The 15280-nt window shown below is 67.3% G+C and carries 11 protein-coding genes; 4 read left to right on the top strand and 7 right to left on the bottom strand.

Translation table 11 applies throughout. The features are described from left to right. Position 1: 1 nt before the first annotated feature. The 3 genes from AC1DSO_RS02820 to kdsA form a co-directional block, all read right to left on the bottom strand. Entirely contained in the window at positions 2 to 1468 is a 1467-nt protein-coding gene (locus tag AC1DSO_RS02820) for an OB-fold domain-containing protein (protein WP_477067389.1), read from the bottom strand. Positions 1469 to 1554: 86 nt separating this feature from the next. Continuing rightward, entirely contained in the window at positions 1555 to 2556 is a 1002-nt protein-coding gene (gene rfaD / locus AC1DSO_RS02825) for an ADP-glyceromanno-heptose 6-epimerase (RefSeq protein WP_477067390.1), read from the bottom strand. A 3-nt stretch (positions 2557 to 2559) separates the two neighbouring features. Then, complete coding sequence (gene kdsA, locus AC1DSO_RS02830; RefSeq protein WP_477067391.1) at positions 2560 to 3426, bottom strand: 3-deoxy-8-phosphooctulonate synthase; 867 nt, start codon at positions 3424 to 3426, stop codon at positions 2560 to 2562. A 229-nt stretch (positions 3427 to 3655) separates the two neighbouring features. Here kdsA and AC1DSO_RS02835 point away from each other — a divergent pair, with 229 nt between their 5' ends. Beyond that, positions 3656 to 5509 carry a glycoside hydrolase family 35 protein gene (locus AC1DSO_RS02835; protein WP_477067392.1) on the top strand — a complete coding sequence of 618 codons (1854 nt, stop codon included), beginning with the start codon at positions 3656 to 3658 and terminating at the stop codon, positions 5507 to 5509. 85 nt (positions 5510 to 5594) lie between these two features. On the opposite strand, the gene AC1DSO_RS02840 is transcribed toward AC1DSO_RS02835, so the two are convergent. Beyond that, positions 5595 to 8492, bottom strand: coding sequence for a TonB-dependent receptor (locus AC1DSO_RS02840; protein WP_477067393.1), 2898 nt, complete (start codon positions 8490 to 8492; stop codon positions 5595 to 5597). Positions 8493 to 8765: 273 nt separating this feature from the next. After that, a complete protein-coding gene (locus AC1DSO_RS02845; RefSeq protein WP_477067394.1) occupies positions 8766 to 10289 on the bottom strand; it encodes an alpha/beta hydrolase in 1524 nt (507 codons plus the stop codon). 75 nt (positions 10290 to 10364) lie between these two features. On the opposite strand from AC1DSO_RS02845, the gene AC1DSO_RS02850 reads away from it, so the two are divergent. After that, positions 10365 to 11801: a LytR/AlgR family response regulator transcription factor gene (locus AC1DSO_RS02850; RefSeq protein WP_477067395.1), complete on the top strand. Its 1437-nt coding sequence runs from the start codon at positions 10365 to 10367 to the stop codon at positions 11799 to 11801. 47 nt (positions 11802 to 11848) lie between these two features. Here the strand turns inward: AC1DSO_RS02850 and AC1DSO_RS02855 are convergent, their stop codons facing one another. Further along, positions 11849 to 12301, bottom strand: coding sequence for a MarR family winged helix-turn-helix transcriptional regulator (locus tag AC1DSO_RS02855; protein WP_477067431.1), 453 nt, complete (start codon positions 12299 to 12301; stop codon positions 11849 to 11851). An 88-nt stretch (positions 12302 to 12389) separates the two neighbouring features. Then, positions 12390 to 13124, bottom strand: coding sequence for a GntR family transcriptional regulator (locus AC1DSO_RS02860; protein WP_477067396.1), 735 nt, complete (start codon positions 13122 to 13124; stop codon positions 12390 to 12392). Between the two features lie 130 nt (positions 13125 to 13254). Between AC1DSO_RS02860 and AC1DSO_RS02865 the strand changes: the two genes are divergently transcribed. Together AC1DSO_RS02865 and AC1DSO_RS02870 are read left to right on the top strand one after the other, a co-directional pair. Further along, positions 13255 to 14322, top strand: coding sequence for a Rieske 2Fe-2S domain-containing protein (locus tag AC1DSO_RS02865; protein WP_477067397.1), 1068 nt, complete (start codon positions 13255 to 13257; stop codon positions 14320 to 14322). Then, on the top strand, positions 14322 to 15272 hold the full coding sequence (locus AC1DSO_RS02870; protein ID WP_477067398.1) for a PDR/VanB family oxidoreductase: 951 nt from the start codon (positions 14322 to 14324) through the stop codon (positions 15270 to 15272). The genes AC1DSO_RS02865 and AC1DSO_RS02870 overlap by 1 nt, the downstream gene beginning before the upstream one ends. The last annotated feature ends 8 nt before the right edge of the window (positions 15273 to 15280 follow it).

The following is a 15280-nucleotide window of genomic DNA, read 5'->3' on the forward strand; positions in this document are numbered from 1 at the left end:
CCTATTCCGCCGCTTGAGCGGTTTGAGCCGCGATCGCCGTCCGGTCCGGCGCGGCCTTCCAGAAGTAGCGGACGAAGCCGCGCTTCTCGTCGATGTCCTTGATCCGGAACACCATCCGCACCGGCAGGCCAGTCTCGACATCGCCCGGCGCGACGTCGGTGATGTCCATCATGATCCGTCCGCCGCCCTCGAAGACGATCATCCCGTAGTGGTTGGGCGGGCTCATCGAAAAGGTCAGGTAGTCGGCCGAATAGCTGAGCACCGACGCCTTGCGCTCGGCGAAGCGATAGGGCTCCTGCGTGTCGACGGCCGGGTTGTTGGGCGCGACCGAGATACGGGTGCGCGGGAACTGGACGACGCCGGTCTCGCGGCAGCGGCCGCCGACCAGGCCCAAGATCATGTCCTCGTTGCGGTAGAGGGTGGTCAGGGCCGTCTTGTTGTCCTTCTCGGCTCGCATGCCCTTGTCCCACTCGACCAGGCCGTTGAAGGTCAGGAACTTCAGATAGTTGGTTTCTTCCTGGCGATCGGCCAGCGCGCCGGTGACGCCACGCGCGGGCCGCTGGCCGGCTCCCGTGGCGCGGAACACCAGGGCTTCGGCGCCCTGGCCGAACTGGGCGACAAGGATGGTCTCGCCGGCCCTCGCCTGTTCAAGCGCGTGCGCCAGCATGATCGGCCCGTGCGCGCAGCCCGCCTCGCCCATCACCGCGGCGAGGTTGTCGCGGACGGCCTCGGACCGAACCCCGACGGCCTTGGCCAGGGTCGCGGCCATGCCGGCGAAGGTTGATGGGAAGCAGAAATGGTCGATATCAGAGGGACTTAGGCCAGCGACTTCGAGCGCCGTTCGGATGGCTGGTGGGACCAGCTTGACGATGCCCTCGTCACGGATCCAGCGCTCCTCCCAGTAGTAGTCGAAGCCGCCATCCTCTCCGCGGAAGTGGTCGACGAAGTCGTCGGTGATGCTGCCGCGTCCGAGCAGTTCCGCCGCGCCAGGCTCGCTMGTAACCACGAAGGCCGCCGCGCCGTCGCCAAAGTCCAGCTCCTGCGCCGAAGCCGCGCGCGCCTTGCGGTGCTCGCCGACGGCGACGAGGGCGGTTCCTCCGCCGACCAGGGCCTGTCCCAGCGCGGTCAGCCCGCAGCGCTGCGAGCCGGTGACGTCGCTGGCGCTGATCGACTTCTCCAAGGTCAGCGCCGCCGAGACGATCCCGGCGTTCAGCCGGTCCGCGAACGGCGCTGTGGTCGAAGCGAAATAGAGGGCGTCGATGTGGGAGCGGTCGTCGGCGGGGCCAAGGGCGTCGCGGGCCGCCTCGACCGCCATGGTCAGAGCATCCTCGTCCCAGTTGGCCATGGACCGCTCGCCCTTGGCCTTGGCCTTCAGGTTCGGTGCGACCCAGGCATTGGCCTCGGTCACCGCCTTGCGGCTCAGACGAAGACGCGGCGCATAGGCGCCCCAGGCGGCGATGCCGGCCATGACCAACTCCCTGGCGTCGAGGTTTCCGCCTCGATCTCGGACGTCAGCCTACGCCGGCGGTCGCGCCCGGCAACCGTGCCCTGACGTCAGCGATACGGGTCCTCGGTGTTGAGATAGCCCGCGACGTAATCGGCCACCCCGTCCTCGAGCGGCGTCATCGGCGCGTCGTAGCCGGCGGCCCGCAGACGGCTCATGTCGGCCTGGGTGTAGTACTGGTACTTGCCGCGCAGCACCTCGGGCATGTCGATATAGGTGATGTCGGGCTCTCGCCCGGCGGCGTGGAACGCGGCCACGGCCAGGTCGCGGAACGAGCGCGCGTGGCTCGAACCCAGGTTGAAGACGCCGTTCACGGCCGGACTCCTGGTCAGCCAGGCGATCACGTCGACCACGTCACGGACATAGACGAAGTCGCGCAGCTGGCCGCCATCCTCGTAGTCCGGATGGTGCGACTTGAAGAGCTTGACGCCCTCGCCGGCGGCGATGCGCGGCCAGATCTGGGCCACCACCGACTTCATCCCGGCCTTGTGCTCTTCGTTGGGGCCATAGACGTTGAAGAACTTCAGGCCCGCCCACTGGGCCGGGGCGCGGCCGCGATGGGCCTCGCGTACGGCGTAGAGGTCGAACAGGGCCTTGGACCAACCATAGACGTTGAGCGGCCGCAGCGCCTTCAGGGAGTCGAGATCGTCCTTGCCTTCGAAGCCCAGGGTCCCGTCGCCATAGGTGGCCGCCGACGAGGCGTAGATCAGCCGCTTGCCGTGCTCGGCGCACCAGTCCCACAGGTCGCGCGACAGCACGAAATTTGACTGCACGATCTTGTCGGCGTCGGCCTCGGTGGTCGAGGAGACCGCGCCCATGTGGACGATCAGCTCGACGTTCTCGCCCTTGCGCGCCAGCCACTCGGTCAGCTGCTCGGGGGCCACGAAGTCGGCGATCGGGTGCTTGGCGATGTTGCGCCACTTGCCGCTGGCCGCGTCGCGCAGGCGATCGCAGACCACGACGTCCAGCGACGGATCCTCGCAGAGACGGGCCACGACGTTCGAGCCGRTGAAGCCCGCGCCGCCGGTGACGAGAACGATGCGCCGGCTCATGCGCTAAGCCGCCGCCTTGGTCAGGGCGTCATAGGCCAGCAGGTTGCCGACCAAGGCCTCGAACTGGCTCATCGGCACCATGTTGGGACCGTCGGAGGGCGCGTGATCCGGGTCGGGGTGGGTCTCGATGAAGACGCAGGCGACACCGACGGCCACGGCCGCGCGGGCCAGGACCGGCACGAACTCGCGCTGGCCGCCCGACGACGTGCCCTGCCCGCCCGGCTGTTGCACGCTGTGGGTGGCGTCGAACACCACCGGGCAGCCAATCTCCTTCATGATCGGGAGAGACCGCATGTCGCTGACCAGCGTGTTGTAGCCAAATGAAGCGCCGCGCTCGCAGGCCATGACGTTGGGATTGCCCGCGCCCGTCACCTTGGCGATGACGTTTTTCATGTCCCAAGGCGCCAGGAACTGCCCCTTCTTGATGTTGATCGCCCGGCCCGTGTTGGCGGCGGCGACCAGCAGATCGGTCTGGCGGCACAGGAAGGCCGGGATCTGGATGACGTCGACCGCCTCGGCCACGATCGGGCAATGGCTGGTCTCGTGCACATCGGTCAGGGTCGGCAGGCCGGTCACCTCGCGAATCTCCTGGAAGATCGGCAGGCTGTCGTGCAGGCCGATGCCGCGCTGGGCGTTGGCCGAGGTGCGGTTGGCCYTGTCGTATGAGGTCTTGTAGATCAGGCCGACGCCGAGTCGCTGGGCCATCTCCTTCAGCGCGTGGGCCGTTTCAAGCGCGTGCTGGCGGCTTTCCATCTGACACGGGCCGGCGATGATCGACAGCTTCTCGCCGTTGCCGATGCGGACAGGCGCGCCGTTTGGCGTCTTGATCTCGACGACGGCGTTCGGGGCTACGGCTTGCGGCTGACTCACGGCAACTCTTCCAAGGGACGGGGATTTGAAGCGCCCAAGAGGTGACCCTTCGAGCGGGACGTTGCAAGTGCGCAAAGACCTAGGCGACCATGAGGCGAAGCTTGAGCCCGTCATCGTCTGGTTCCGCGAGGACTGTATCCTAGCCGTGCCCGCCATCGCTAAGGTAACGCCAACTTGTACGACAAATCCGATTCTGAGCGACCAAAGGGTCTTTAGGCGGGAGAGACATGTGAAGCGGGCTGTTCGATCGATGCTATGCGCGGCCCTTTCGGCGTCGGCGCTGCTGTCGTTGCCGGCAGGGGCGCAGTCTCGCGCGCCGACGCACAGCTTCGCGGTCAGCGGCGCCGAGTTCCTCAAGGACGGCAAGCCCTACCAGGTCATTTCAGCGGAGATGCACTATGTCCGCATCCCGCGCGCCTATTGGCGCGATCGCCTGCACAAGGCCAAGGCGATGGGGCTAAACACCATCACCACCTATGCGTTCTGGAACGCGCACGAGCCGCGCCCCGGGGTTTACGACTTCACCGGGCAGAACGATCTGGCCGCGTTCATCCGCGCCGCGCAGGCGGAAGGGTTGGACGTGATCCTTCGGCCAGGCCCCTATGTGTGCGCCGAATGGGAGCTCGGCGGCTATCCGTCGTGGCTGCTGAAGGACCGCAGCCTCGTCCTGCGCTCGACCGACCCGAAATACACCGCGGCGGTCGAGCGATGGATGGTGCGGCTGGGCCAGGAAGTGAAGCCGCTTCTTGTTCGTAATGGCGGCCCCATCATCGCGGTGCAGCTGGAAAACGAATACGGCGCGTTCGGCAGCGACCAGACCTATCTCGAAGGGTTGGAAGCGACCTACCGCCGCGCCGGGTTGGGCGACGGTGTGCTGTTCACCTCCAACCAGGCATCCGACCTCGCCAAGGGGTCCCTGCCCCATCTGCCATCCGTGGTGAACTTCGGCTCGGGCGGCGCGGAGAACGCGGTCGCCAAGCTGGAGGCGTTCCGGCCAAACGGGGTGCGGATGGTCGGCGAATACTGGGCCGGATGGTTCGACAAGTGGGGCGAGGATCATCACGAGACCGACGGCCGCAAGGAAGCCGAAGAACTGCGCTTCATGCTCCAGCGCGGCTATTCGGTCTCACTGTATATGTTCCACGGCGGCACCACGTTCGGCTGGATGAACGGCGCGGATTCGCACACCGGCGCCGACTACCACCCGGACACCACGAGCTATGACTACAATGCGCCGCTCGATGAAGCGGGCAACCCTCGCTACAAATACGGACTGCTGGCCTCGGTCATCGCCGAGGTCACGGGCAAACCGGCCGCGCCAACTCCCGCCGCTAGCGTCGCCGCCACCTTCCCGGTCTCGTCGATCCGGCGCAGCGCGTCGCTATGGCGCAACCTTCCCGAGCCTGTTCGCGCCAAGCATCCGCTGACGTTCGAGGAGCTGGGCCAGAACTACGGCTACGTCCTCTATCGGGTCTCCCTCGCCGACGGGAAGGCCGGCTCGCTAGTCCTCAAGGGGATGCACAGCTACGCCCAGGTCTATGTCGACCAGAAGCTGATCGGAACGCTCGATCGGCGTCTGGGCCAGGAAACCGTGGAGTTGCCCCCGCGGGCTGGCCGCGCCACGCTCGATATCCTGGTCGAGAACACCGGGCGCATCAACTATTCGCATGCGATCCGAACCGAGCAGACCGGGCTGACCGGCGCCGTCACCCTGGACGGCGCGGCGCTGGACGACTGGAGCATGTTCCGCTTGCCGATGGACGACCTGTCCAAGCTGCGCATGTCGCCTCAACCCTGCGCGGGCCCCTGCTTCTACGAAGCCGAGATGACGGTGGACCGACCCGCGGACACCTATTTGGACATGCGCGGTCTTCACAAAGGCCAGCTTTGGCTCGGAACGCACAATCTTGGCCGGTTCTGGTCGATCGGACCCGCGCACACACTGTACGCGCCCGCCCCTTGGATGCGGCGCGGCGCCAATCGGATTGTCTTCTTCGATCTGACGGGTGACGCCACCGATCGCCTAACGACCGTAGGGGCTCCGGTCTTCGGCAAGGTCACGACGAAGCGAGAGGCCCAATAGTCGGCTTCTCGCCCCGGCTAGCGAAGCGGGAAGGCCATGAAAGGCGAAACGGCGCGGCTCTCAAGGAACCGCGCCGCGCCGTGGACTAGAAGGTGTAGCGGAAGCCGGCGAAGAACTCGCGGCCGGTCTCGTGGTAGAACGACACCAACTTGCTGGAGTCGTAGTACTGGTCCTGCACCTCGTTGGTCAGGTTGACCCCTTCGAGCGTGAAGGCCAGGTGCTTGTTCCAGGTGTAGGTCAGCGACGCGTCGATGTTCAGCGTGCCCTTGGTGCCCTCCACATCAGAGCCGTTACGCCCCGGGATCTGGGTCAAGTACTTGCTGCGGTAAGCCGCTGAGACGCGACTGCTGACCTTCTTGTTCTCGAAATAGAGCGTGGCGTTGTAGCTGTTCTTCGACAAGTTGGTCAGCGGGCCGACCGCCGTCACCGCTCCCGTCGACGACAGGTAGGTCACCTCCGAGGTCACGTGGGTGTAGTTGCCCAGGAAGCCGAACTTGTCGAACGGCGCGGGCAGGAAGGTGAACGGCTGCTGGTAGTTCAGCTCGAAGCCCTTGAGCGGGCCGCCCGGCGTGTTGACCGAGGTGCTGAACTGCCAGACCGGCAGGCTGGGTGAGCAGCCCGGCGTGCTGCCGCAGGCCGCAACGGCCGCGCTGTCGGGAAGGCCGAACGGGTTCTGGTCGAAGGTCGACAGCGGCGAGGTGTAGCTCTGCACGAAGGTCGAGATGTCCTTGTAGAAGAACGCCGCCGACAACAGGGCTCCGGGCTGGAAGTACCACTCGACCGCCGCGTCCACGGTCTTGGCGCGGAACGGATTCAGGAACGGATTGCCCGAGGTCACCGTCTTGTTGCTGCCGGTGCTGATGTTCACGCCCGGCGTCAGCGAGCCGAGGTTCGGACGCGACATCACCTTGGCCGCGCCGAAGCGCAGCAGCAGGTCCTCGCGCGGTTCGACCACCAGGTTCAGGGCCGGCAGCACGTCGTCATAGCTACGCGTGGCGGTCGTGGCCGAGATCGTCTGGTAGTTGACGCCGCTGACCGTCGACGGAACGACGCCGTAGCCGAGCGCCTTCTGGCGGGTCTGGACGTAGCGCACGCCGACGTCGCCGCGCACCGGCACGTTCCAGAGGTCGAAGTTGAAATCGCCCTGGACGTAGCCGATCGTGTCCCACTCATCGATCGCGTAGTTGCTGCCCAGGCTGGCCTCGCGGCCCAGATGGTACAGGCCGCAGCCGGTGGTGAAGCACTCGTTGCCGAACGGGCTTCTCCAGACCGTGCCCGGCGTGGTGGTGACCGTTTTGCCGTAGTTCGGATCGTCCATGTGCAGGGCCGAGATGGCCTTCTGCAGGTCCGGTGTGATCCACGACGAGACGTTGCCGGCCGGCAGGTTCAGGCTGGAGAAATCGATCGTCTCGGCATAGGTCGAGCGCGGCACGCTCCGCAGGTCGGTCGAGGTGATCGGGTTGATGTTGGCCGAGGTGCCGTTGGTGCGCGAGAAGGCGGTGCTCTCACTGTTGTAGGCCTTGTAGGACAGGCCGCCTTTGAGCTTGAAGTTGTCGTTCCAGTCATAGGCGAGATCGAACTGGGCGGTCTTGTAGCTGTTGTCGACATAGCCCTGGACCATGCGGATCTCGGCCAGAGTCCAGGCGTCGGCGTTCGTCGTGTCGCCCGTGCCGTACTTGATCGTTGGATAGGTGTCGCCGCCGCTGTAGTCCCAGCTGTAGCCCTGGACGTTGTACTGGTCCCACTGGACCGTGTTCTGCACCGGGTTGGCGAAGGTCGACTTCGAGAAGCCCAGGACGCCCTTGACCTTCAGCCTGTCGGTGAACTGGTGCTCGCCGGCCAGGGTGAACTGGCGAAACTCGGTCTCCAGCTCGTCGTGGCGCTGCTCGGTCTTCAGGTCGATGTTGTTGAACGTCCCCTTGGTCATCACCGGGAAGTTCGAGCGCGGCGTGCTGATCGTATAGTCCAGCACGTCGACCTGATTGATGCCGCACGAGGCCGGCGAGGTCGCGGTGCAGGCGCCGGCGGTCTGGGGCGTGAAGGTCTCGAGGAAGTCCTCGTTCCGCTTGCCCTTGAAGTCGGCGTACAGCACGTCGAACGACACCTGGGTCTTGTCGTCGGGCGCCCATTGCAGCGAGCCGGTCATGCCCAGGCGGTCCTGCGTGGTGTGATACCAGTCGAAGCGCGGGATGCGTGGGTGGACGGCGCCATTGGCCTCGGCGCAGGCGGCCGCGTTGGTGGCGCAGGTCACGCCCCTCACGCTGCGGAAGCCCGGCGAGGTGGCCGTGCCGGTCTGCCAGCGGACCGTGCTCGTGCCCTCGTCCAGCAGGTCGCGCTGGGAATAGGCGACCGAGAACAGGGCCCCGATGGTGTCGTCGCGCCAGGTGTTGGAGATCAGGGCGGCCACGCGCGGGGAGGCCTTCTTGGCCTGGTCGTTGTAGCCGTACTTGCCTGACACCGCGAAGTTGAAGCCCCGCTTGTCGAACGGATGGGCGGTGTTCAGGTCCACCGTGGCGCCCAGCGAGYCCTCTTCGGTCTCGGCCGAGGCGGTCTTCTGCACCGTGATCCGGTTGAAGAGGTCCGAGGCGAAGACGTTGAAGTCGAACGAGCGGCTGCGGTTGGTGCCGCCGGAAGCGTCGGTGCCGCCCGAGGTGGTCAGGGCCTCCATGCCGTTGATGCGCACGCGCGTGAACTGGGCGCCCAGGCCCCGCACCGAGATCTGGCGCCCCTCGCCGGCGTCGCGCGAAATGGCGACGCCCGGGATGCGCTGGATGGATTCCGAGAGGTTCAAGTCCGGGAACTTGGCCATATCCTCGGCATAGATCGCGTCCACGGCCGCGGCTGACGAGCGCTTGACGTTCAGCGCCTGGGCCAGGCTGTTCCGGAAACCCGTAACGACGACCGCCTCGACGGTGTCGTCCGACGTGGCGGGCGCCCCTGCCCCGCTGGTCTGGGCGACCGCCGCGCCGGCGGACAGCAACAAGGCGAAAGCGCCGCTTCCCGCGACGAGTCGCGCGCGCAACCTGGACCGATCTGACTGCAACATCCAATTACCTCCCTGGCCCGGCGTTCTTATGACACCGGTATCATGCTGAACTCATAGTTCGAGAGGTTCGGGTATTTTGCAAGTGTTTCGGTGATCACGACTGGACTCGCGAGGCGGCGACCGGCGGTCAATGCGCCTGGATGGTCATAGCCGGCCGTGATCAGCCGGAAGCCACGCGACATTGCCTACCCGCTGACTCACGAAGGGATTTCAGAGCGCCAAGCCGGGTAAAGCCAACTGGAACTTCGGCGGCGGCAAGCTCAGCCGGGTGTCGGCCACCGGCTCGCCACGGAAGAACCGCACCAGCAAATCCCGCACGTCGGGATGGGCCTCGAAAACATTGTGGCCAGCATTCTCGACGATTACGCGCGACTTGCGCCGGAACTGAGCCGCGACTTCATCCTGCTCGGCCAGCGGGGTGCGGCCGTCCAGCGAACCGGCGACCAGCAGGGCGGGATGGTCGATGCGGAGCGACGCCCGGAAGCTTTCGCCCAGGTCAACGCCCGGAACCGCGCCCAGCAGCTGCGGCATCGGGAAGTTCAGCGCCGCGCCCAGCACGGCGGTCCGCGCCTCACGCCTCACCAAGGCCAGCCGGCGCGGCGAAATCCCGGACGCCAGATCCGTGGCTTCCGGCATGCCGGTTATGCTCAGCAGGTCGGCCACATCGCCCAGGAACGGCGCCAGCACGTCGGTCCGCCCCGCGTCTAGGGCGAGATACAAGCTCGGCAGCATGGCCAGGGTATTGGGATTGGCGATCAGCCCGCCCGCCAGCATCTGGACGCCGAAGCCACCCATCCTGATCTCGGCCGGCGCACCGTTCAGCTTGACCTTCGTCGGGGCCGGTTGCGCCTCCAGCCTGGCGTGCACGCGCCGCATCAGGGCCGGCAGGTCCGGCACGGCCGCTCGAACGGCCGGATCGGCGGCCAGCAGGCCGTCGACCTGGCGCAGAAGATCGTCGATCGCCGCCGGCCGCTTCACCGTCTGGTTCTGGCCTTCCAGGCTGGCCAGGGCAACGCGGTTCACCCTGTCGCCGTGGCGCTTGAGCATGCTGAGCGCCAGGTGCGTGCCGTAGCTGATGCCCCAGAGGTCGACCTTTTCCGCGCCCAAGTGACGCCGCAGATCGTCGATGTCGTCGGCATTCTGTTCGGTGTTGTAGCCGGTCATGGCCACACCAGCCTTGGTCCAGTCGGCCCAGGCGCTCTGGAATTCGTCGCGGAAGTAGGAGGTCAGCCCGGCCTCGGTGAGCACCGGCGGCGGGCGCGTCGAGAGCGACCGCGTCGGGATGGCGTTGGACAGGCCCGTGCCTCGCTGGTCGAAGGCGATGACATCGGCCACCGCGCGCAAGGCCATGAAGATCGGAAAGCGCGGTCCACCCGCGGCCCGCGTCGCCATGCCGCCGGGTCCGCCCGCCAGGTAGACGATGGGCGGCCCCGGCTTGGCCGCTGTCGAAGCGAACCGGACATAGCTCAGCCGGATCTTCCGCGAGCCGGGATCGCGGCGATCCTCCGGAACCTCGAAGAAGCCACGCTCGGCGTCGGTCTCCACGCCCTGCAAACTCTTGAAGCGGAATGGGCCCGCCTGCGACGGAGAGGTCGTCTGAGCCTGGGCCGGAGGGACAGCCTGTGCGAACGCCAGGCTCGGGAGAGCGAGGCCGGCGGCGGCGAGCAGGGTGCGGCGATGAAGCAAGGTGTGGGTCATGTCGACAGCTGAGCCGTCCGCGGCGCCGTCCGCCATGCCGCTTCGGTCAATGGCGCCCCGCCATCGGCGAATGGCGGCGCGTCTCGGCGAGCGGCGCCTTATAGAGGGGCCATGTGGCGAACCTTGCTTCTCGGCCTGCTCCTGACCGGCTTTACGACCCTGGCCCGGGCCCAAGATCTGTCGTGGCAGGCTTGTCATGGGGTGATCGGCCCGGGCGGTCCCGTGTTGAGCGATTGCCGCCCGGTCCAGGATTTCGTCGATCCGCAGGGTCGGGAGCTCTGGATCCGCTCCACGATCCAGGCCCCGGGCGACGCCCGGCCTCGCGCGCTCTATCTGGGGGGTGTCGCTTCATCCGAGGCTTGGCTGAACGGCCAACGCCTCGGCGCCAACGGCCGCCCCGGCGCGACAGAGCGGGAAGAGATCCCCGGACGCTACCAGACCGTCTTTCCCATCCGCGACACCGCTTGGCGACCTGGCGAGAACAGCTTGGTGCTGCATCTTTCGTCCTTCCATGGCGGCCTGCGTTTCGCTCGCCCGATGAACGCCATGGACGTTTGGCCCTATCCTATTCCGCAGCGCCAAGCGCTGCTGGCCGTCACCTTCGTGGCGGCCGGGGCGCTGCTAGCGGCCGCGTTCGGCTTCGCTGTCATCCACGCCATGCGCCGCACAGGATCCAGCCTGATCCTGGCCGCCATGGCCGGAGTCGCGGCCCTGCAGGCCATCGTCGAGAGCCTGCGAACGCTGTTCAACTACGCCTACCCTCTGCACGCCTGGCGGATGAGCGCCATTTGGTTGCTGGCGGCCGCCTTCGCCATCCTTCTAGTGACCTATACGGCCGCTCGGTTTTTGCCCAAGGCGCGAAGCCCGATAGTCGGCTCGGCCTTGGTCGCCGTCGGGATCACCGCCCTGTTGCCTGGCTTCGACCAGAAGACGGTGTGGGCGCTAATCATCGGCGTGGCGCTTGCCGCCCTGCCCGCCGCGGCGGGCGCGTATCGGCGCCTCCCTGGTGCGCGGCTGACCCTGGCCTATCTGGCGCTGTTTCTCACCTTGGCCCTCGGCTTCCCCGACTGGCTGGCCGATCTGTCCTACTTCCTGCTCGCCGCCGGCCTGGTCCTGCCGCTGCTGATGGTCGAGGTGGTGCGGCTGGGCCGCGATGATCGCGGCCGAGAAGCCGCCCTGACCCGCGCTGCCAGCCGCCCCGATCGCCTGACCGTGGCCTCGGCGCGCGGCGTCGAGCTGGTGCCGATCGCCGAGATCCTGGCCGTGGTGGGGGCCGACGACTATGTCGAGCTGCGCCTGGTCGGCGGCCGCAGCCTGCTGCACGCCGCTCGCCTCGACGGTCTAGCGACCCAGCTGCCGGCGAACTTCCTGCGCGTCCACCGGTCGGTGATCGCCAACCTGACCCAGGTGCAGCGCCTGGAGCGCGACGGCGACCGCTGTCGGCTACATCTGAGCGAGGGCCCGCCCCTGCCCGTCAGCCGCTCCCGCCAGGCCGCCCTGCGCGAGGCCTTGGACAGTCCTCCCCCCATAGGGGCGCTGTCGGCGTAAAACGCCTGACACCCTATCGGACCTGTTGGTCAGTCGAGGCGCGACGACTAGCCTGGCGCGCCGTCCGACCGGACCTTCGCCAACAGGCGGCTGAGTTCCGCCTGCTCGGCCACGGTTAGCGTTCCAAACGCGGCTTGATCGTGGGCCAGCGTTTCCTGCTCTATTCGCGCGCGCAGGGTCTCGCCGGCGGGGGTGAGATGGAGAGCGTTGGTGCGCCGGTCGCGGCCGGGACGACGCTCGATCGCGCCCAGGACCTCCAACTCGTCGACGGCCTTCATCGTGCTGGCTCGATTGACGCCCAGGGCGCGCCCCAAGGTCGTCTGATCGCAGCCGGCGTGCAGGGCGATATAGACGATCGCCGTCGCCCGCGCCGGTGTGACCTTCAAGGGCGACAGCCGCGCGGCGAGCCCCGCCATGGCGCGTACGTCGGCGTAGTGGAGCTGTAGCCCCAGCCTTTCGCCCAGCACGCCAAAGGCGGCGATCTCTTCCATGGTCGGCAAACCCAATTCGTACGTCAGGGAAACTGTATTCCAGTCGCTTGTAGAGCGCTTTGGCGGCGATCTCCAGGCCCTTCGCGCGCCTTGATCGTCAGTCGGCGCGAACCGTCCCGGCCGCGCCCAGCGGCAAGCCCGCGCTGGCCGCCGCCTCGAAAACCTTGGTGTTGCGGATCGCCGCCAGGGCGTGATCGCGCATGATCCGCTCGGCCGTCACGACGTCGCCACGCTCGATCGCGTCGAACACCGACTGGTGCTGGCGGTGGGCGGCCAGCAGGTGATCATACTCGGCGTCCAGATCCATCAGATCCAAGGCCAGGGCGCCCGCGCCCGCGAAGGGTTGGAAGTTGTTGCGCGCCAGGGCGGTCTCGATCGCGCCGTTGCCCGCGCCGGCCACCAGGGCGTCGTGGAAGGCCAGGTTGTAGGCGGCGTAGCGGTCCATGTCCTCGGCGCTCAACCGCCCGGCGGCGAAGAGCGTCTCTCCTTCGGCGATCAGCCCAGACAGTCGCTCGCGTGTCGCCGGCGTCATGCCGCGCTCGGCTAAACGGCGGGCCGCGAATCCCTCCAGCACGCCGCGCACCTCGATGGCGTCTCGGATTCCGGCGCTGGAAATGCTCCGCGCCGCGTAGCCGCGCGCGCCCAAACGCTCGACCAGGCCTTCCTGCTCAAGCGTGCGCAGCGCCGTTCGCACCGGCATGCGGGAGACGCCCAGCGCGGCGGCGGTCGAGATCTCGCCAATGCGCTCGCCACTCTTGATCTCGCCCGAGGCGATCATCTTGCGAAGCGCCACGATTACCCGTTGGCCTGGCTTAATGCGCTTGGTCTCCATGCCGCGACCTTATCCGAGCCGCCGTCGCGGCCACAACCTGAATCCCAGTTATTGGATCCAATGCTTGACGAAATGCGAATATCAGTTCGTTATTGGATCCAATAACGAACGAGAACCACGAGGAAACACCATGCCCTCCCAAAACGCGGCGGTTTGGCCGCGCGACGCCTGGTATGTGGCCTGTACCCCCCAGGAGATCGCGGAAAAGCCCTTGGGCCGGCGGATCTGCGGCGAGGCGATGGTGTTTCATCGGGGCAAGGACGGCCAGGTCGTCGCCCTCGAGGATTTCTGCCCCCACCGCGGCGCTCCGCTTTCGCTAGGCTTCGTGCGCGACGGCGAGCTGGTCTGCGGCTATCACGGCCTGACCATGGGGTGCGAAGGCCACGCCACGTCGATGCCGGGCCAGCGGGTCGCGGCCTTCCCCGCGATCCGCGCTTTTCCGGCGATCGAGCGCCACGGCTTCATCTGGGTCTGGCCCGGCGATCCTGCCCAGGCCGATCCCGCCAAGCTGCACCCGCTGTTCTGGGCCGACAGTCCTGACTGGGCCTATGGCGGCGGCCTCTATCATATCGCCTGCGACTACCGACTGATGGTCGACAACCTGATGGACCTGACGCACGAGACCTATGTCCATGCCACCAGCATCGGGCAGAAGGAGATCGACGAGGCGCCGGTGACCACCCGTCTCGAGGGCGACGAGGTGGTGACCAGCCGCTTCATGGAAGGCATCCACGCGCCGCCGTTCTGGCGCATGGCGCTGCGCGGCGCCGGCCTGCCCGAGGACGCCCTCGTCGACCGCTGGCAGATCTGCCGCTTCTCGCTGCCCAGCCACGTAATGATCGAGGTCGGCGTCGCCCTGGCCGGACACGGCGGCTATCACGCCCCGGCCGACAAGAAGGTCTCCAGCGTCGTGGTCGATTTCATCACGCCCGAGACCGAGACCTCGCATTGGTATTTCTGGGGCATGGCTCGAAGCTTCGCGGTCAACGACGCGGGCCTGACCGACACCATTCGCGAAGGCCAGGGCAAGATCTTCTCGGAGGATCTGGAGATGTTGGAACGGCAGCAGGCGAACCTGCTGGCCCGCCCGGACCGCAAGCTGCTGAAGCTGAACATCGACGCCGGCGGCGTGCGCTCGCGCATGGCGATCGACAAGGCGATCGCGGCCGAAGCGACGCCACAGGCGGCGCTGGCCTGATGATCAAGGTTCGAGTGGCGTCCCGCGCCCAGGCCGCCGAGGGCATCGTGCGGCTCGATCTCGTCTGTCCCGAGGGGGGCGATCTGCCGCCGTTCAGCGCTGGCGCGCATGTCGACCTCTTCCTGGGCAACGGCCTGACGCGCCAGTACTCGCTGTGCAACGACCCGGCCGAGCGCGGCCACTATCGGATCGCCGTGCTGCGCGACCCAGCCTCGCGCGGCGGTTCGGCCTATGTGCACGAGGCCCTGGCCGAGGGCGCGATGCTGGACATCAGCGCTCCTCGCAACCTGTTCGCGCTGGACGAGACGGCCAAGGAGCACCTGCTGTTCGCCGGGGGCGTCGGCGTCACACCCATCCTGGCCATGGCTCGCCGACTGCACGCCTTGGGCAGCCCCTTCATCTTTCACTATTGCGCCCGGGATCGGTCGCGGGCCGCCTTTCTGGATGAGCTGGCGGCGGCGCCGTTCGCCGATGCGGTGCGGTTGTCCTTCGACGCCGAACCCGGCACGCGGCTGGACCTCGACGCGGCGCTCGCCGATCCCGCGCCCGGACGCCGCCTCTATGTCTGCGGTCCCGGCGGCTTCATGGCTCACGTCATCGACGGCGCTCTGGCGCGCGGCTGGAGCCCCGACCAGATCCGCAAGGAGCACTTCGCCGCCGCGCCGGCGCCCGAGGGCGAGGATCGGCCGTTCGAGCTAGTGATCGCCAGCACCGGCCAGGTCGTATCCGTCGCCGCAGGTCAGACCGCCGCCCAGGCGCTGGAGGAGGCCGACGTCTTCGTGCCCGTCTCGTGCGAACAGGGTGTCTGCGGCACGTGCCTGACCCGCGTGATCGAGGGCGAGCCCGACCATCGTGACGCCTTCCAGACCGACGCCGAGAAGACCGCGGGCGATCAGTTCACGCCCTGCTGCTCGCGGGCGCGCACGCCACGCTTGGTGCTTGATCTCTAGGACAAAAA

The organism is Caulobacter sp. P4_E5 (genome assembly GCF_056401555.1).

What these genes read in the sequence shown, in the direction of transcription:
- AC1DSO_RS02860 (WP_477067396.1), bottom strand. Translation starts at nt 13,124, where the DNA reads ATGGAGACCAAGCGCATTAAGCCAGGCCAACGGGTAATCGTGGCGCTT.
- AC1DSO_RS02850 (WP_477067395.1), top strand. Translation starts at nt 10,365, where the DNA reads ATGTGGCGAACCTTGCTTCTCGGCCTGCTCCTGACCGGCTTTACGACC.
- AC1DSO_RS02845 (WP_477067394.1), bottom strand. Translation starts at nt 10,289, where the DNA reads ATGGCGGACGGCGCCGCGGACGGCTCAGCTGTCGACATGACCCACACC.
- AC1DSO_RS02865 (WP_477067397.1), top strand. Translation starts at nt 13,255, where the DNA reads ATGCCCTCCCAAAACGCGGCGGTTTGGCCGCGCGACGCCTGGTATGTG.
- AC1DSO_RS02870 (WP_477067398.1), top strand. Translation starts at nt 14,322, where the DNA reads ATGATCAAGGTTCGAGTGGCGTCCCGCGCCCAGGCCGCCGAGGGCATC.